At 56.5% G+C, this 16,569-nt stretch carries 16 protein-coding genes; 7 read left to right on the top strand and 9 right to left on the bottom strand.

Translation table 11 applies throughout. The features are described 5' to 3' along the window. The first annotated feature begins 92 nt into the window (after positions 1-92). A complete protein-coding gene (locus tag ABIE02_RS08370; protein WP_032611555.1) occupies positions 93-1,040 on the top strand; it encodes a VirK/YbjX family protein in 948 nt (315 codons plus the stop codon). Positions 1,041-1,440: 400 nt separating this feature from the next. On the opposite strand, the gene ABIE02_RS08365 is transcribed toward ABIE02_RS08370, so the two are convergent. From ABIE02_RS08365 to yobA, 3 genes are read right to left on the bottom strand one after another with little or no spacing between them, the layout of a single operon-like run. Further along, positions 1,441-1,779, bottom strand: a complete 339-nt coding sequence (locus ABIE02_RS08365; RefSeq protein ID WP_032611900.1) for a YebY family protein — start codon at positions 1,777-1,779, stop codon at positions 1,441-1,443. A 14-nt stretch (positions 1,780-1,793) separates the two neighbouring features. Then, positions 1,794-2,666, bottom strand: a complete 873-nt coding sequence (copD, locus tag ABIE02_RS08360) for a copper homeostasis membrane protein CopD (protein ID WP_336994511.1) — start codon at positions 2,664-2,666, stop codon at positions 1,794-1,796. Position 2,667: 1 nt separating this feature from the next. Beyond that, complete coding sequence (gene yobA, locus ABIE02_RS08355; RefSeq protein ID WP_032611904.1) at positions 2,668-3,042, bottom strand: CopC domain-containing protein YobA; 375 nt, start codon at positions 3,040-3,042, stop codon at positions 2,668-2,670. A gap of 135 nt (positions 3,043-3,177) precedes the next feature. Here yobA and ABIE02_RS08350 point away from each other — a divergent pair, with 135 nt between their 5' ends. The 3 genes from ABIE02_RS08350 to exoX all read left to right on the top strand — a co-directional run bounded on the left by ABIE02_RS08350 (position 3,178) and on the right by exoX (position 4,859). Next, on the top strand, positions 3,178-3,408 hold the full coding sequence (locus ABIE02_RS08350) for a DNA polymerase III subunit theta (protein ID WP_032611906.1): 231 nt from the start codon (positions 3,178-3,180) through the stop codon (positions 3,406-3,408). Between the two features lie 107 nt (positions 3,409-3,515). Beyond that, positions 3,516-4,172, top strand: a complete 657-nt coding sequence (locus ABIE02_RS08345) for a nitrilase-related carbon-nitrogen hydrolase (protein ID WP_144837106.1) — start codon at positions 3,516-3,518, stop codon at positions 4,170-4,172. Positions 4,173-4,196: 24 nt separating this feature from the next. Beyond that, positions 4,197-4,859 (top strand): exodeoxyribonuclease X, encoded by a 663-nt coding sequence (exoX, locus tag ABIE02_RS08340; RefSeq protein WP_032611910.1) that lies wholly within the window; start codon positions 4,197-4,199, stop codon positions 4,857-4,859. Here exoX and ptrB read toward each other — a convergent pair. The 3 genes from ptrB to yebF all read right to left on the bottom strand — a co-directional run bounded on the left by ptrB (position 4,841) and on the right by yebF (position 8,104). Then, positions 4,841-6,922: an oligopeptidase B gene (ptrB, locus tag ABIE02_RS08335; protein ID WP_059307639.1), complete on the bottom strand. Its 2,082-nt coding sequence runs from the start codon at positions 6,920-6,922 to the stop codon at positions 4,841-4,843. The genes exoX and ptrB overlap by 19 nt on opposite strands. A 90-nt stretch (positions 6,923-7,012) precedes the next feature. Further along, positions 7,013-7,663 carry a tellurite resistance TerB family protein gene (locus ABIE02_RS08330; protein ID WP_077227049.1) on the bottom strand — a complete coding sequence of 217 codons (651 nt, stop codon included), beginning with the start codon at positions 7,661-7,663 and terminating at the stop codon, positions 7,013-7,015. An 87-nt stretch (positions 7,664-7,750) separates the two neighbouring features. After that, the gene (yebF, locus tag ABIE02_RS08325) at positions 7,751-8,104 is read right to left on the bottom strand and encodes a protein YebF (protein WP_032611916.1); all 354 of its coding nucleotides are present in this window, start codon (positions 8,102-8,104) and stop codon (positions 7,751-7,753) included. Positions 8,105-8,253: 149 nt separating this feature from the next. On the opposite strand from yebF, the gene purT reads away from it, so the two are divergent. Then, positions 8,254-9,432 (top strand): formate-dependent phosphoribosylglycinamide formyltransferase, encoded by a 1,179-nt coding sequence (gene purT / locus ABIE02_RS08320; protein WP_336994510.1) that lies wholly within the window; start codon positions 8,254-8,256, stop codon positions 9,430-9,432. A 123-nt stretch (positions 9,433-9,555) separates the two neighbouring features. On the opposite strand, the gene ABIE02_RS08315 is transcribed toward purT, so the two are convergent. The 3 genes from ABIE02_RS08315 to zwf all read right to left on the bottom strand — a co-directional run bounded on the left by ABIE02_RS08315 (position 9,556) and on the right by zwf (position 13,755). Beyond that, positions 9,556-10,197, bottom strand: coding sequence for a bifunctional 4-hydroxy-2-oxoglutarate aldolase/2-dehydro-3-deoxy-phosphogluconate aldolase (locus ABIE02_RS08315; RefSeq protein ID WP_106993318.1), 642 nt, complete (start codon positions 10,195-10,197; stop codon positions 9,556-9,558). Positions 10,198-10,236: 39 nt separating this feature from the next. Next, entirely contained in the window at positions 10,237-12,048 is a 1,812-nt protein-coding gene (gene edd, locus ABIE02_RS08310) for a phosphogluconate dehydratase (RefSeq protein WP_059307636.1), read from the bottom strand. A 231-nt stretch (positions 12,049-12,279) separates the two neighbouring features. Next, a complete protein-coding gene (gene zwf, locus ABIE02_RS08305) occupies positions 12,280-13,755 on the bottom strand; it encodes a glucose-6-phosphate dehydrogenase (RefSeq protein ID WP_059307635.1) in 1,476 nt (491 codons plus the stop codon). A gap of 321 nt (positions 13,756-14,076) precedes the next feature. Between zwf and ABIE02_RS08300 the strand changes: the two genes are divergently transcribed. Then, on the top strand, positions 14,077-14,982 hold the full coding sequence (locus ABIE02_RS08300) for a MurR/RpiR family transcriptional regulator (RefSeq protein WP_071886436.1): 906 nt from the start codon (positions 14,077-14,079) through the stop codon (positions 14,980-14,982). Between the two features lie 123 nt (positions 14,983-15,105). Next, on the top strand, positions 15,106-16,548 hold the full coding sequence (pyk, locus tag ABIE02_RS08295) for a pyruvate kinase (protein ID WP_032611932.1): 1,443 nt from the start codon (positions 15,106-15,108) through the stop codon (positions 16,546-16,548). The last annotated feature ends 21 nt before the right edge of the window (positions 16,549-16,569 follow it).

The raw sequence follows: 16,569 nt of genomic DNA, 5'->3' as shown, positions 1-16,569 counted from the left end.
ATTAAACGAAGCGGAAATAAAGGTTTAGCAACGGTTAAATCATTATCCGATGACCTTTAAGATAATCGCAGAATTACAAAGAGGTCTTTATCGTGTCTAATACCATCCTGCCCGTTGAGGTGTCATACGCCCACCGTTCTTCCGTTATTCTTGCCCTGGCGAAAGGCGATCTGACGCCCGGGCCGCTGTGGCAGAAACGCGATTACCGGTTGAAATTCTTCCTGCGCACCCTGCTTTTCTGGTCCTCGACCACCCGTATGCTGGAGACGATCTCCCGGCGCGATGATTTTTCTACCTTGCTGAAGGCACAGCCGACGCTGCCGGTGAAAACCCAGCGCCAGTACCTGACCCGCGGAATGACGGCCAGTGAGCGCGCGGAGGCGATCCTGCATCACTATGCCTGGATTGATGCGCTGCCGGACAATGGCCTTGCCCACCTCTTTACCAGCCCGTCGCCGCTTCCCCTGCTGCAGTTTGCGACCAAAGATGAGGCGAGCTATACGATCTATGCCACCTCTGCGGTTAAGGCTGAACGCGAGGGCGAAACCACGCTCTGGTTACGTGCCGGGGATAACACTCTGCTGGCGAGTCTGACCTTCAGCGTCATCCGGGAAAACGACCGCAGCGTGCTGGTCATTGGTGGCCTGCAGGGGCCACGGCGAGATGTCGGGCGGGAGACGATCAAAAACGCCACCCGTGCCTGTTACGGCCTGTTCCCTAAGCGTATTCTTCTGGAAGCCGTTTTCAATCTGGCGAAGCAGTCTGGTATCAGCGCCCTTTATGGCGTCAGCGACGAGGGTCATGTTTTTCGCGCCCTGCGTTATCGTTTGAGTAAAGGTCGCCATCTCCACGCCAGCTATGACGAGTTCTGGGCCTCACTGGGTGGAAAACCCGACAATGCCTTCCGCTGGGTCCTGCCATTTGGCATGGAACGTAAATCGCTGGAGAGCATTGCGAGTAAAAAACGCGCCGAATATCGCCGCCGCTTTCAGCTGCTGGATGAGATTGAACATGCCATCGACGCCCATTTTTGCCGCTAATCTCTGCTTTCATCGGTAACAGGCAAAAATTTAACACAAGCGCTAAAAAGCGCTGGACTTCCCTCGGGCGTAGTGTGGTATGGTTTAACGAAGAACAGAGAATGTTGCCCATCTGTTAAAGTTCGCAAAGGGAAAAAGCGTTTACTTTCAACAGCTAAAAAGAGACCGAATACGATTCCTGTATTCGGTCCAGGGAAATGGCTCTTGGGAGAGAGCCGTGCGCTAAAAGTTGGCATTAATGCAGGCTAAGTCGCCTTGCACTTTAAGAATAGATGACGACGCCAGGTTTTCCAGTCCACAACAAAAGTGGCCTGAAAAAAAGCGTTGGCCTGTCCTTAAACACAAAAACCGCAATGCTTCCGAAGAGAAGCCTGCGGTTTTTTTTATTGGAAGCGGGAAACTAGCAGAGCGTATTTGCGCGCTCGATAAAGGGTGCCAGGCTCATCTTCTGCCCAGGATTTTTCGGGTCGTCAACCTGGATAATGGCGATCGGCTGGCCGTTGCTCTTACCGCTGTCCACCTGCTGCTGCGCCACGTCGTTCAGAGGATATTGCACCAGCGTGCTCGGGTTGATGGCATACAGTGCATGACCCGGACGGCAGGTGAGCATCACCTCTTCCCGGTTAAACGCCCATTTGTCTTTACCCACCTCAAACCGGCTCACGGTGATCACCTGCGGTGCCGCCAGCGCCGTGCCGGAACAGGCCAGCAGTAAGAGAGAAAGTACGGTTTTTTTCATTGTGTTCCACCTCGTCAGAAGGGTTCCCAGGTCGCGAACAGGCTGACTGCCGCCAGAACCAGCGCCCCCAGCACAACCTCAGTCTGCGTCATCCTGATAAAATAGCGTTGCTCGCGTCCGTCTCCAGAACGAAATCGCGGCACCAGAACATACCGATTCACCAGGGCAATTACCACCATCATTGCCACCAGCGCACATTTCAACAACAGCATTCGCCCCCAGCCCGAGTGCCACGGCACGACCCAGCCCTGGATCAACAAGGTGTTGATCGCCCCGGTGAGTAACACCCCGGCTACAGCAAGGTGACCGTAGCGCGAGAAGCGCATCATGGTGTGGATGGCTGCCTCCCGCCAGCGCCCGTGCGACAGACGCAGGCAAAACAGCAGCGGCAATAAGCCACCCAGCCAGACAGCGGTACACAGCAGATGCAGGGCATGATTGCTGCGCTGCACCCTGCCCAGAATACCGTCATGCATCGCCGCATGCCCGGTTCCCGCCAGCAGAATAAACTGCGCGGCGGTAAACAGCAGGAGCAGGGGCGCGGCTTTACATGGCTCCAGCCAGGCAATCCAGAGGGTCACGAAGGCCAGCATCATCTGCCATAGCCAGACCCGACCGAACTGGGTGGTCAGCACCGCTTGCCAGGTCGGCGGACTGATCACATCCTGCCAGCCACTGCCCATCATCCCCCCCTGGAACGCAAGCATTATCAGCGCCGAAAGCAGACTGATGAACGCGATCGCTTTTTGCCGACAGCGAAAACGCCGCTTCAGCAAACGCCGCAGGGAGGCAGGCGCCAGCCAGGCGCTGTACAGGGCGTTACCGAACAGCACCATCAGGGCAGAAAAATGAATAAATCGCAGCGTAACGTAGCAAAATGCCAGCATATTACTTCACGCTAAAACGGTAGCTACCCTGGGTTTTGTGACCGTCTACGGAGACCACATGCCAGTCCACCTGGTAAGTGCCTGCCTTCAGCGAAGATGCCATCGGCACGATCAGCTGCGTCGGGTCTTTTTCATTGCGTTTGACCGCGCCGGTTTCAACGGGCTGCTGATTAGCATCCTTGACGGAAACGCCGCTAAACCGCGGCTCGATCCCCTCGGAGAAGTTAAGCGTTAATGCCTGGGGTGCCGCGTCAACAGCAGCATCGGCCGCGGGATACTGATGCTTCAAATGCGCATGGGCAAAGACAACCGGGGTCGTCAGCGTAGTCAGTAGCAGAGTCAGCGTGCAGACAGCACGGGAAAGGCGCATCGCCATCACATACATTCCTTTTTGTTATGCCTGATTGTCAGAGAATAACTCTGTATAATGATCCAGTCGAGGATCATCCTGCCCGGACTTGTCAACACGCCGCCGTTTGGGTAACTTTGCCCGCAAATGAAGGAGACGGTTATGAAAATTAATCTCGCCACCCTCCCCCAGGAGGAGATGGACAAAGTGAATGTGGATTTGGCCGCGGCGGGCGTGGCATTCAAAGAGCGCTATAACATGCCCGTTATCGCTGAGGTGGTAGAGCGGGAACAACCGGCACACCTGCGCGACTGGTTCCGCCAGCGTCTGATTGCTCACCGCTTGACCTCTGTCACCCTCTCACGCCTGCCGTGGGAGCCGAAAGTTAAATAACCTTACCCGGTGATACATTTCCTTACACAGATTATGGCAGGATAAAAAGCCCTGATTCATTCAGGGTCTTTATGAATCTCTGCGACTCCGTGCATAAGGAAATCACGATGTCTCACTGGAATATTGCGGCTGCTCAATACCAGCCGACCCATCATTATGTGGATGACCACATTACACACCATCTGCGTTTTATCACCGCCGCCGCACGCCAGCAGTGCAATTTGTTGCTCTTCCCGGAACTCTCGTTAACCGGCCCGGTCTTACCAGACAACCAACTCCCTGCCCCACCCACTCATCAGCAGCTCGCACCTCTGCATGAGGCCGCGCAGGTGTGTAACCTCTCGGTTATTGCCGGGATCACGGTAGACGAAAACGGCCAGCGCCAGCGTGGACTGGCGTGGTTTAGCCCGGACCAGCCTCAGGCCATTGTCTATCCGCATGGCGCGGGTGCCTGTCTGGAGAGCCGACACAGCGGCCTGACCCTGGTGGATACCCACGCCGACCAGCCCGGGATCGCCCCCAACGCCACGCTGCTTACCCGCAGTATGGCGCTGAGTGAAGCTGAACGACCTGCCACTTTTGCCCGGTTACAGCGTTTTGCTCACCGCTATGCCATTGCGGTGCTGGTGGCAAACCACGACGGCGGCAGCGCCCTGTGGGATGCCCGCGGGCAGTTAATTCTTCGCGCCGATCGCGGCGAGGTATTATTAACAGGCCGCTATGTTGAGCAGAGTTGGCAAGGTGAGATCATTCCATTACGCTAAACCTTTTACGGCCAGGAGAGAGCCATGCTACGTGTCATCGACACCGAAACCTGCGATCTGCAGGGAGGGATTGTGGAAGTGGCGTCTGTCGATGTTGTGAACGGGCAGATCGTCAATCCATGCAGCCATCTGGTGCGCCCGGATCGCCCCATTAGCCCGCAGGCAATGGCTATTCACCGCATCACAGAGGCAATGGTGGCCGACAAACCCTGGATTGAAGAGGTGATCCCCCACTACCACGGCAGTCAGTGGTACGTGGCCCATAACGCCAGCTTCGATCGCCGCGTTCTGCCCGAAATGCCGGGGGAATGGATCTGCACCATGAAACTGGCCCGGCGTTTATGGCCGGGCATTAAATACAGCAATATGGCGCTCTATAAGTCGCGCAAACTCAGCGTCAGAACGCCAGAAGGGCTGCATCACCACCGCGCCCTGTACGACTGTTACATTACCGCCGCATTGCTGATCGATATTATGAATACCACCGGCTGGACCCCCGACGAGATGGCCGACATCACCGGACGCCCGGCGTTGCTGACCACCTTTACCTTCGGTAAATACCGCGGGAAGGCGGTGGCGGAAGTGGCGGACAAAGATCCGGGCTATCTGCGCTGGCTGTATAACAACCTCGACAGAATGAGTCCTGAGCTACGTCTGACGCTGAAGCACTACCTGGGCGGATCCTGATCCGCCTCTCCCGACCGGCTTGTTAACGTTTCCTGCGCCAGGCCGACGATAAAGGCATACTCCAGCGCCACCCCTTCATAGGATTTAAAGCGCCCGGATTTCCCGCCGTGTCCGGCATCCATGTCGGTGCAAAGCAGCAGTAAATTATCGTCGGTCTTCAATTCACGCAATTTCGCCACCCACTTCGCAGGCTCCCAGTACTGCACCTGAGAGTCATGCAAACCGGTGGTCACCAGCATGTGCGGATAGGCCTTCGCCTCAACGTTATCGTAGGGGCTGTAGGATTTCATGTAGCGGTAGTAGGTCGCATCCTGGGGGTTACCCCACTCCTCATATTCGCCGATGGTCAGCGGGATGGTTTCATCCAGCATCGTGGTCAGCACATCGACAAATGGCACCTGCGCCACCACGCCTTTAAACAGCCCCGGACGCTCATTAATGACGGTGCCCATTAACATGCCCCCCGCGCTGCCCCCCATCGCGAAGCACTGTTTGCGATCGCCATAACCCAGCTCGAGCAGCCCGTCACAGACATCCAGGTAGTCATTGAAGGTATTTTTCTTTTTCAGGAACTTGCCGTCTTCATACCATTTCTGCCCCAGCTCCCCGCCGCCACGGATATGGGCAATCGCGAAGACAAAGCCCCGATCAAGCAGGCTCAGGCGGCTGCTACTGAAATCGGCGTCAATGCTGGAGCCATACGAGCCGTAGCCGTAGATAAGGATAGGGTTTTTGCCCTTGCGAAAATGGTGCTTATGGTAGACCAGCGAGACCGGCACTTCGGTGCCGTCGCGGGCCACGATCCAGACGTGCTCACTGCGATAGAGGTCAGCGTCAAAGCCTTTGACCTCGGCCTGCTTCAGCACCTTGCGCTGCCCGGTATCCATATCCAGCTCAAACAGGGTGTCCGGGGTGGTCATGGAGGAGTAGCCGTAGCGCAGCCGCGACGTTTCCGGCTCGGGATTATACCCAATCCAGGTCACGTAGGCCGGATCGTCGAAGGCAATCCCGATGACCTCCCGGGTTTTGCGATTGATCTGGCGCAGACTGGTCAGCCCACGCTGGCGCTCTTCCACCACCAGCCAGTCGGTAAACAGGGTAAAGCCTTCGAGCATCACCTGATCGCGTGGCGGGATCAGCACTTCCCATTTGCGTTCATCACGCACTTTGGTTTTGTAGAGGCCAAAGTTTTTGCCTTCCCGGTTGGAGCGCAAATAGAAGGTGTGCTGGAAGTGATCGAGGCTGTATTCATGATCCTTACGGCGCGGCATAAAGCACAGCGGCTGGGCGTCCGGCAGCTCGGCATCCAGTAGCAGCACCTCGGTCGTGGTGGCGCTGGCGAGGAAAATAATCACGTAGTGTTTTGAGGTGGTCTTATGCAGGCTGACGTAAAAGGTTTCGTCTTTCTCCTCATAGACCAGCTCGTCACTGGTGGACGCAGTGCCTACCGTATGCCGCCAGACCTGAAAGGGGTGCAGCGTGGTAGCATGCTTCTTAATGTAGTAGACCGTCTCGGAGTCGTTGGCCCAGATAAAATCGGGGGAGACGTTATCGAGCATCTCGGGATACCAGTTCCCGGACTCCAGGTTGCGGAATCGCAGGCCATACTGACGCCGCGAGAGGTAATCTTCCGCCAGCGCCATAATGGCGTTATCCGGCGACACGGCCATCCCGCCCAGGGTATAAAACTCGCTGTGCGAGGCCCGCTGGTTGGCATCCAGCAGCGTTTCCCACTCTTCCCACTCGGCGCAGAGTACCGACTGCCGCTGATAGATGGCGTATTCGTTCCCTGGCTCATAGATGTGCCGGTATCGATAGCCGTTTCGACTCCAGGGCGCCGAGACATCACGCTGCGGGACGCGTTCCACCATTTCGTTAAGCAGGCGATCCTGTAACGCCTGCTGCGTCGACATGACCCGATGGCCATAGTCATTTTCATCGTGGAGGTAGTCCAGCACCTCCGGCTGTGAGCGGGTATCGTCGCGCAACCAGTAATAGTTGTCGATACGCGTATCACCGTGCGCGGTGAGAGCATGCGGTATGCGTTGGGCTTTAGGTGGCATGTCAATATGATTCTTTTACGATTTACACCCTATAAGGTTGGCAAAACATGCGCACGATGCAAGCGAAACGGGATACCCGGACGTAAAAAGTTAGCCGGGGAGCGCCTGTTTTTGCTGGCGAATATCCTGCTCAATCCCCTCGCGAACCTCCGTCGGGATCTTCAGCGCATCACCCAGCGCATTCAGATAGCTGCGCTCCATAAAGTGATCGATATCGATCGCCGCACAGCTCAGGAAATAGAGTTCCAGCGCTTCCTCTTCATTTTTGATCCCCTGGGCCAGACGCTGTGGATCAAGTGGCTGCTCAATGGCCTGTGCCACCAGCGCCCTGCCCTGCTCCTCCACGCCCGCTTCACGGAGCTGTTGCTCGATGGCGGCACGCTCTTGATCATCAATATGGCCGTCACTCTTCGCCGCAAAGACCAGCGCCAGGATCAGCCTTTCACTGCGCACATCAAGCGGTGAGGCCTGCTGACCAAATTGCGGCTCATCCTGATGGGCGTTGCGTACCTTGTCCTTATACTTGTTCCACAGCACGCTGCCAGCAATGGCACCGCCCCCCGCCAGCAGAGCGCCGGTGCCATATTTTGCCAGCAGCTTTCGCGAAGATTTATTCGCCACCAGCAGCCCGGCCAGGCCACCAAGTGCGCCTGGCGCCAGCATTTTGCTCAGCCCTTCACCCGAGGAGGCCCCCGTTTTCTGCCCAAGCAGCGACTGTAATTGATTCAACCAGTTTGACATGATTTCCCTCACTTAACGGTGCATGAATTTCACAGCGTAAGCGAGGGGATGTCAGGAAATGTCTGCGGCAACAAAAGAAGCGAAAATTCACTTTTTGGGTGAGAGGTATTGGGCACTGCCGGCTTTACAATCAATTTTCACCTGATAATGGATATCGGTGTTTTTACCGCGTACCGTCAGCGGAACAGTCCACTGATCTTTTTCCCCTCTCACCTCCTTCGGATTGATCCACGCCACCGGATCCGCCATTCCCAGCGTCTTTTGATCGTCTGCCCAGCGCACGATGCGGTTTTGCAGATAGTCCCGCTTCACACTGGCGGCAATCCCTTTAGCATCCAGCCCTTCACAGGCCGGAAATTTCACCTTTTTCTCGTTTGCGGCCTGCGCCGTCAGGCTGGCGGCCATAAGCGCCAGCGCCATCACTGCCCCTGTTTTGTTCATCATGCTCTCCTGTATTGGCTTCCCCAAAAGCATGGTCGAAAACGGCCACGATGCAAATAACCACCTGTCCAGGCAGCGGATTTCTGCGAAGCAAGACAGACGCAAACGTTTTCGTTTATACTGCGCGCAACTTTTTCAGGGGGATGATTATGACTCGTTTAGGAACAGCGCTGCGACCAGCAGCGACGCGCGTGATGTTGCTCGGCTCCGGTGAACTGGGCAAAGAGGTGGCCATCGAGTGCCAGCGGTTAGGGATTGAAGTTATTGCCGTCGATCGCTATGCCGATGCACCGGCCATGCACGTTGCGCACCGCTCGCACGTCATCAACATGCTGGATGGCGATGCCCTGCGCGCCGTGATTGCCGCAGAACAACCGCACTTTGTGGTGCCGGAAATCGAAGCCATCGCCACCGACACCCTGCTGGCGCTGGAGGCCGAAGGCCAGCGCGTGGTGCCTTGCGCCCGCGCCGCGAAGCTGACCATGAACCGGGAAGGCATTCGCCGCCTGGCCGCAGAAGAGCTGTCCCTGCCCACCTCCCGCTATCGCTTCGCCGACAGCAAAAGCGATTTTTTGCAGGCGGTGAACGAGATTGGTTATCCGTGCATCATTAAGCCGGTGATGAGTTCTTCCGGCAAAGGGCAGAGCTTTGTCCGCAGCGCCGATCAGCTGGATCACGCCTGGGATTACGCCCAGCAGGGTGGCCGCGCCGGTGCCGGGCGGGTAATCGTTGAGGGCGTGGTGCAGTTTGATTTTGAGATCACCCTGCTGACCGTCAGCGCCGTCGATGGCGTACATTTCTGCGATCCTATTGGTCACCGTCAGGAAGATGGCGACTACCGTGAGTCCTGGCAGCCGCAGCAGATGAGCCAGCTGGCCCGGGCGCGCGCCGAGGAGATCTCCCGCAAAGTGGTCCTGGCTCTGGGTGGTCATGGGCTGTTTGGCGTCGAGCTGTTTGTCTGTGGCGACGACGTGATCTTCAGCGAAGTCTCCCCGCGCCCACACGATACCGGCATGGTGACCCTGATCTCTCAGGATCTCTCCGAGTTTGCGCTGCACGTTCGCGCCTTCCTGGGCTTGCCGGTCGGCGGCGTGCGACAGTATGGCCCGGCAGCGTCGGCGGTGATCCTGCCGCAGCTGACCAGCCAGAACGTCACCTTTGATGACGTCGATGCCGCAGTGGGCGCGGGCTTGCAGCTGCGTCTGTTCGGTAAACCAGAAATCGAAGGTTCGCGCCGTCTGGGCGTGGCGCTGGCGACGGGTGAAAGCGTGGAAGAGGCGGTTGAGCGGGCGAAACAGGCCGCCGCAAGTGTCCAGGTAGCAGGATAAAAAAACGGGCCGAATGGCCCGTTTTTGTTGGCATTGCCTGGCGACGCTTCGCTTGCGTTGGCCTGCAAGGTATTGAACTTGCAGGCCGGGTAAGGCAAAGCCGCCATCCGGCAAAGCAAAACCTTACTGCTGCGCGCCTTCTACCGCTTCGCGCGCCAGCTTAGTGATGCGATCCCAGTCACCCGCTTCCAGCGCATCCGCAGGAACCAGCCAGGAACCACCGATACACAGCACGCTTTTCAGCGCCAGGTAGTCACGGTAGTTCGCCGGGGAGATGCCGCCAGTCGGGCAGAAACGGACGTTGGCGAATGGACCTGCGATTGCCTGCAGCGCTTTGGTGCCGCCGTTGGCTTCCGCCGGGAAGAATTTGAACTCTTTCAGACCGTAGTCCAGACCCAGCATCAGCTCAGAAACGGTGCTGATACCCGGGATCAATGGAATGGAGCCTTCGGTTGCCGCTTTCAGCAGAGGCTCAGTCAGGCCCGGGCTGATGGCGAACTGCGCACCGGCTTCGGTAACTTCAGCCAGCTGCTGTGGGTTCAGCACGGTACCCGCACCGATGATAGCTTCCGGCACTTCTTTGGCGATGGCGCGAATTGCATCCATTGCACAGGCGGTACGCAGGGTGACTTCCAGGACGCGAACGCCACCGGCAACCAGCGCTTTCGCCATTGGCACAGCATGTTCCAGCTTATTAACCACGATCACCGGCACTACCGGGCCAGTTTTCAGGATTGCTTCTGCACTTGTTTTCCAGTTTTTCATCAGAGTTTTTCTCTCGCCAGATCGATAATTCTTGTCGTCTTAAAACGTAATACAGGTCGCGCCCTGCTCTGCGCCCGAGAGGTTCTCGCGCAGCGCACTGAACATTTCGCGCCCCGTGCCCACGCGCGATGCGCTCAGGTCAGGAATATGTGGCTTACGTGCGGCAAGTACCGCCTCATCCACCAGTAAGGTCAACTCGCCGGTCTGACCATTAACGCGGATGATGTCGCCATCGTAGACTTTTGCCAGCAAGCCACCGTCGTATGCTTCCGGGGTGACATGGATGGCAGAAGGCACTTTACCTGATGCGCCGGAGAGGCGTCCATCGGTTACTAACGCAATTTTGAAACAGCGGTCCAATAATACACCAAGTGGCGGCATTAGTTTATGTAATTCTGGCATGCCGTTCGCTTTTGGTCCCTGATGACGGACCACCACCACGCAATCTTTATCCAGCAGGCCCGCTTCGAACGCTGGCAGTACGTCATGCTGGCTTTCGAACACCACCGCCGGAGCTTCGATAATCTGATTTTCCACCGGCACCGCAGAGGTTTTCATGACTGCCCGACCCAGGTTGCCATTCAGCACTTTGGTGCCGCCATGGTGGGAGAACGGCTTGTCGAAGGTGGCGATCACGCTGTCATCCAGCGAGGCCTGTGCCCCTTCACGCCAGGCCAGCTCGCCCTCGTTCAGCCACGGCTCCAGGGTATAACGCTGCAGGCCGAAACCGGCTACCGTGTTGACGTCCTCATGCAGCAGTCCACCTTTCATTAGCTCGCGCATCAGCACAGGTACGCCACCCGCTGCCTGGAAGTGGTTAATATCCGCCGGGCCATTCGGGTAGAGACGGGTCAGCAGCGGTACCACTTCGGAGAGGTCAGAGAAATCGTCCCAGTTGATCAGGATCCCCGCCGCACGCGCCATCGCCACCATGTGCATGGTGTGGTTAGTGGAGCCGCCGGTCGCCAGCAGGGCCACGATACCGTTCACCACCACTTTTTCATCAACCATTTTACCGAGCGGCATCCACTCGTTGCCGTTACCGGTCAGGCGGGTCACCTGACGCGCCGCGGCGGCAGTCAGGGCTTCGCGCAGCGGTGCATCCGGGTGGACAAACGACGAGCCAGGCAGTTGCATCCCCATAAACTCCACCACCATCTGGTTGGTGTTGGCAGTACCGTAAAACGTGCAGGTGCCCGGCGCGTGGTAGGACGCGGCTTCTGACTCCAGCAGCGCCATGCGATCCACTTTGCCTTCGGCATACAGCTGGCGAATACGTACTTTTTCTTTATTCGCAAGACCGCTGGCCATCGGGCCTGACGGCACGAAAAGCGCAGGAAGATGGCCAAACGACAGTGCCGCCATCGCCAGACCCGGGACGATCTTGTCGCACACGCCGAGGTACAGCGCGCCGTCGAACATGTTATGCGACAGGCCTACCGCGGCAGACATGGCGATCACTTCCCGGCTCAGCAACGAAAGCTCCATCCCGTCCTGCCCCTGGGTGACACCGTCACACATGGCTGGCACCCCGCCCGCGACCTGGCCCACCGCATTGGCCTGGTGCAGCGCTTTTCGAATGATGTCCGGGTAAGTCTCATACGGCTGATGCGCGGAGAGCATGTCGTTATAGGAGGTAATGATGCCGATATTGTTACGCAGCATGCTTTTCAGCGAGGCTTTATCTTCTGGCTGGCAGGCGGCAAAGCCGTGCGCCAGGTTACCGCATGCCAGTTGCGAACGATGGACCGTGTCGCTCTTCGCCTGCTGAATGCGCGCGAGGTAGGCTGAGCGGGTCTTTTTCGAGCGTTCAACAATGCGTTGTGTTACCCGTAACAAAATTGAATTCATAGAAGCTCCTGTCATTTATCTGTCCGCGCTCTGGAATTAACAAAGTGTTCGAGCCTATAACATCGCTGAAACGCTTGATAGCCGGAGCTGTGGGGCAAAATCGCTTCCGGCAGTGTAATAAAAAAAGCTCCGGGTGGAAATCCACACGGAGCTTAAATGATTAAATAATGTGCGCTGGCCTGAGCCAGATCATGTTACCGGTAAAATAACCCCTAAGGATTAACGGTCACGTTACTCAAACTCGTTCCAGGAACGGCCGTCGCGGGTGATCATCGCTACAGAGGCAACCGGCCCCCAGGTCCCCGCCTGATACGGTTTTGGCGCATCCTGATCCGCCGCCCAGGCTTCGGTGATGGAGTCGACCCATTTCCACGCCTCTTCGACTTCGTCACGGCGCACAAACAGAGCCTGGATCCCACGCATGGTCTCCAGCAGCAGACGTTCGTACGCATCCGCCAGATGAGTCTGGTTGAAGGTTTCGGAGTAGCTCAGATCCAGCTTGGTTGTCTGCAGGTTGTGTTTGTGATCCAGGCCTGGAACCTTGTTCAGCACCTGAATATCCACACCTTCGTCCGGCTGCAGACGGATGGTCAGCTTGTTCTGCGGCAGCTCCTGCCATGACTCTTTGAACAGGTTCAGTTCCGGGTTTTTGAAGTAGACGACCACTTCAGAGCATTTGGCTGGCAGACGCTTACCAGTGCGCAGGTAGAACGGCACACCCGCCCAACGCCAGTTATCGATATCCACGCGGATGGCGACGAAGGTTTCGGTGCTGCTGGTTTTATTCGCACCCTCTTCTTCCAGATAGCCCGGCACTTTTTTACCCTGGGCAAAACCGGCGGTGTACTGACCGCGCACGGTTTTTTCACGCACGTTGGAACGATCGATGCGGCGCAGGGACTTCAGCACTTTCACCTTCTCATCGCGAATGCTGTCTGCGGTGAGATCCGATGGCGGTGCCATGGCAATCATGCAGAGGATTTGCAGCAGGTGGTTTTGGATCATGTCGCGCATCTGACCAGCCTGGTCGAAGTAACCCCAGCGCCCTTCAATCCCCACCTCTTCCGCAACGGTGATCTCTACGTGGTCGATGGTGCGGTTATCCCAGTTGTTGACGAACAGGGAGTTGGCGAAACGCAGCGCCAGCAGGTTCAGCACCGTCTCTTTACCGAGGTAGTGGTCGATACGGTAGACCTGGCACTCTTCGAAGTATTCACCGACCTGGTCGTTGATTTCGCGGGAGGTTGCCAGCGACGTGCCCAGCGGTTTTTCCATTACTACGCGTGCTGGCTTGGCGTTCAGTTTTGCTTCGCCCAGCCCTTTGCAGATAGCGCCAAAGGTGCTTGGTGGCATCGCAAAATAGTTGATGGTGACGCGCTTTTCCTGATCGAGCATGGCGCTCAGATCGGCAAAGGCGGAGGTGTCGTTAACGTCGAGGTTGCAAAAATCGAGACGTCCGCTCAGCGTATCCCACAAACTTTCATCGATCTTCTCTTTCATGAAAGTTTCCAGCGCTTCGCGCACTACCTTTGTATAGGCGTCTTTATCCCAGTCGGCACGGCCCACGCCCAGGATACGTGTCTCCGGGTGGATTTGACCCGCTTTTTCCAGTTGGTACAGGGAAGGCAGCAATTTACGGCGTGCAAGATCGCCTTTCGCGCCGAAAATGACCAGGTCACATGCCTGGGCTGTTTGCGTTACCGCCATGTCATTCTCCTCAGTTGGATATCCTGGTGCTTTTGCCAGAATATCGTTGTAATTTTATTACATGCACTCTACTGCTTTTATGTCATTCCCGAAACCATTTGCACTTACCCTCGCGTGCGATACCGCGAAATTTCGCCAGACGCTGATACAGCGAAGGGTAATAACGGGCAAATGGGTGAAATTTTGCGCTATCAGGTTGTTGCTAAAATCCGACCGCGATCAAGTAATGAAAAAAAACAACAACATTTTTTCCGGGTTTGCCCTTTTTGGCATATCACAGGCGTATATTCTTGCTAATTCGAATCGCGATTTCACCCATTAATGAAATCGTTTCCACCGATGAGCGCCGTGTTAATAATGAACATGCTAGAAAAAATCCAGTTTCAACTGGAACACCTTAGCAAATCCGAGCGAAAAGTGGCTGAAGTAATTCTCGCCGCCCCCGCGCAGGCCATTCATTCCAGCATCGCCACTCTGGCTCAGGAGTCGGGGGTCAGCGAACCAACCGTTAACCGCTTCTGCCGCAGCATGGAGACGCGTGGCTACCCGGATTTTAAACTCCATCTGGCGCAAAGTCTGGCTAACGGCACTCCCTATGTAAACCGCAATGTCGATGAAGACGACAGCGTAGAGGCCTACACCGGCAAAATTTTCGAATCGGCGATGGCGACGCTGGACCAGGTGCGTCAGTCCCTGGATATGAGTTCGGTTAACCGGGCGGTTGACCTGCTGACCCAGGCCAAAAAGATTGCTTTCTTTGGTCTCGGATCGTCAGCCGCCGTCGCACATGATGCAATGAATAAATTTTTTCGTTTTAATGTCCCGGTTATCTATTCCGACGACATCGTGCTGCAACGCATGAGTTGTATGAATTGTAACGAAGATGACGTGGTGGTGTTGATATCGCATACTGGGCGCACCAAGAGTCTGGTGGAGTTGGCCCAGCTGGCGCGTGAAAACGATGCCATGGTAATTGCCCTCACCACCACCGGTACGCCGCTGGCGCGTGAAGCGACACTGGCGATCACGCTCGATGTGCCGGAAGACACCGATATTTACATGCCGATGGTGTCGCGCCTGGCGCAGTTAACCGTCATCGACGTCCTGGCCACCGGCTTTACCCTGCGCCGTGGGGCAAAATTCAGAGATAACTTGAAGCGTGTCAAAGAAGCGCTCAAGGAATCGCGTTTTGATAAAGCGTTGTTGATTAAGGGTGAAGTTCCCTGATCGTCACTGATAAAGTTGTTACTTTTTTCGGCATTCGGTAAGTTTCTTGTTGGTATTACGGCGGACAACGTGCCGAATCATCGTTCACGCAACACCAGGTTGTTTCAGACAACGGAGTATTACATGTCCAGAAGGCTTCGCAGAACCAAGATCGTTACCACCTTAGGCCCGGCTACCGATCGCGATAATAACCTCGAGAAAATCATCGCGGCAGGTGCCAACGTGGTACGTATGAACTTTTCTCACGGGACACCGGAAGATCATAAATTACGTGCAGATAAGGTCCGTGAGATTGCGGCAAAACTGGGACGTCATGTCGCTATCCTCGGTGACCTTCAGGGTCCTAAAATCCGCGTATCGACCTTCAAAGAAGGCAAAGTTTTCCTCAATATCGGTGATAAATTCCTGCTCGACGCTAACCTGAGCAAAGGCGAAGGCGATAAAGAGAAAGTCGGCATCGACTATAAAGGCCTGCCTGCTGACGTGGTTCCAGGCGATATCCTGCTGCTCGACGACGGTCGCGTTCAGCTGAAAGTGCTGGAAGTTCAGGGCATGAAGGTCTTCACCGAAGTGACCGTTGGCGGCCCGCTCTCCAACAATAAAGGCATCAACAAACTGGGCGGCGGTCTCTCTGCCGAAGCCCTGACCGAAAAAGACAAGGCCGACATCCTCACCGCGGCTGAGATCGGCGTTGACTACCTGGCTGTCTCCTTCCCGCGTTGCGGCGAAGATCTGAACTACGCTCGCCGTCTGGCACGTGATGCAGGTTGCGATGCCAAAATCGTCGCGAAAGTGGAACGTGCTGAAGCGGTGTGTAGCCAGGACGCGATGGATGACATCATCCTTGCTTCTGACGTGGTGATGGTGGCCCGTGGTGACCTGGGCGTTGAGATTGGTGACCCGGAACTGGTCGGGATCCAGAAGGCGCTGATCCGCCGTGCCCGTCAGCTTAACCGTTCCGTGATCACTGCGACCCAGATGATGGAGTCGATGATCACTAACCCAATGCCGACCCGCGCGGAAGTAATGGACGTGGCGAACGCCGTGCTCGACGGTACCGATGCGGTAATGCTGTCAGCCGAAACCGCTGCGGGTCAGTATCCTGCAGAAACCGTGGCCGCGATGGCGCGCGTCTGCCTGGGTGCAGAGAAGATCCCAAGCATCAACGTCTCTAAGCACCGTCTGGACATTCAGTTCGACAACGTGGAAGAAGCCATAGCGATGTCTGCGATGTATGCCGCAAACCACCTGAAGGGCGTGACGGCAATCATCACCATGACCGAATCCGGCCGCACCGCACTGATGACCTCGCGCATCAGCTCCGGTCTGCCGATCTTCGCTATGTCCCGTCATGAGCGCACCCTGAACCTGACTGCGCTGTATCGTGGCGTAACGCCGGTGTTCTTCGACAGCAACAACGACGGCGTGGCTGCGGCGAACGACGCAGTGAACCTGCTGCGCGACAAGGGTTATCTGGTTTCCGGTGATATCGTCATCGTGACCCAGGGCGATGTGATGAGCACCATCGGCTCTACCAACACCACCCGCGTGATGACCGTCGAATAAGCCCTGTGCGCGGCTTTCCAG

This window comes from Leclercia sp. 1548, assembly GCF_050435045.1.
Lineage (GTDB): Bacteria > Pseudomonadota > Gammaproteobacteria > Enterobacterales > Enterobacteriaceae > Enterobacter > Enterobacter adecarboxylatus.
The sequence above is the reverse complement of the archived record's forward strand: the minus strand, read 5'-3'. Positions and strand labels throughout refer to the sequence as shown.

Excerpts from the sequence above, each read along its gene's own strand:
- ABIE02_RS08365 (WP_032611900.1), bottom strand. The coding sequence starts at position 1,779 with ATGAAAAAAACCGTACTTTCTCTCTTACTGCTGGCCTGTTCCGGCACG.
- copD (WP_336994511.1), bottom strand. The coding sequence starts at position 2,666 with ATGCTGGCATTTTGCTACGTTACGCTGCGATTTATTCATTTTTCTGCC.
- yobA (WP_032611904.1), bottom strand. The coding sequence starts at position 3,042 with ATGGCGATGCGCCTTTCCCGTGCTGTCTGCACGCTGACTCTGCTACTG.
- ABIE02_RS08350 (WP_032611906.1), top strand. The coding sequence starts at position 3,178 with ATGAAAATTAATCTCGCCACCCTCCCCCAGGAGGAGATGGACAAAGTG.
- ABIE02_RS08345 (WP_144837106.1), top strand. The coding sequence starts at position 3,516 with ATGTCTCACTGGAATATTGCGGCTGCTCAATACCAGCCGACCCATCAT.
- exoX (WP_032611910.1), top strand. The coding sequence starts at position 4,197 with ATGCTACGTGTCATCGACACCGAAACCTGCGATCTGCAGGGAGGGATT.
- ptrB (WP_059307639.1), bottom strand. The coding sequence starts at position 6,922 with ATGCCACCTAAAGCCCAACGCATACCGCATGCTCTCACCGCGCACGGT.
- ABIE02_RS08330 (WP_077227049.1), bottom strand. The coding sequence starts at position 7,663 with ATGTCAAACTGGTTGAATCAATTACAGTCGCTGCTTGGGCAGAAAACG.
- yebF (WP_032611916.1), bottom strand. The coding sequence starts at position 8,104 with ATGAACAAAACAGGGGCAGTGATGGCGCTGGCGCTTATGGCCGCCAGC.
- purT (WP_336994510.1), top strand. The coding sequence starts at position 8,254 with ATGACTCGTTTAGGAACAGCGCTGCGACCAGCAGCGACGCGCGTGATG.
- ABIE02_RS08315 (WP_106993318.1), bottom strand. The coding sequence starts at position 10,197 with ATGAAAAACTGGAAAACAAGTGCAGAAGCAATCCTGAAAACTGGCCCG.
- edd (WP_059307636.1), bottom strand. The coding sequence starts at position 12,048 with ATGAATTCAATTTTGTTACGGGTAACACAACGCATTGTTGAACGCTCG.
- zwf (WP_059307635.1), bottom strand. The coding sequence starts at position 13,755 with ATGGCGGTAACGCAAACAGCCCAGGCATGTGACCTGGTCATTTTCGGC.
- ABIE02_RS08300 (WP_071886436.1), top strand. The coding sequence starts at position 14,077 with ATGAAATCGTTTCCACCGATGAGCGCCGTGTTAATAATGAACATGCTA.
- pyk (WP_032611932.1), top strand. The coding sequence starts at position 15,106 with ATGTCCAGAAGGCTTCGCAGAACCAAGATCGTTACCACCTTAGGCCCG.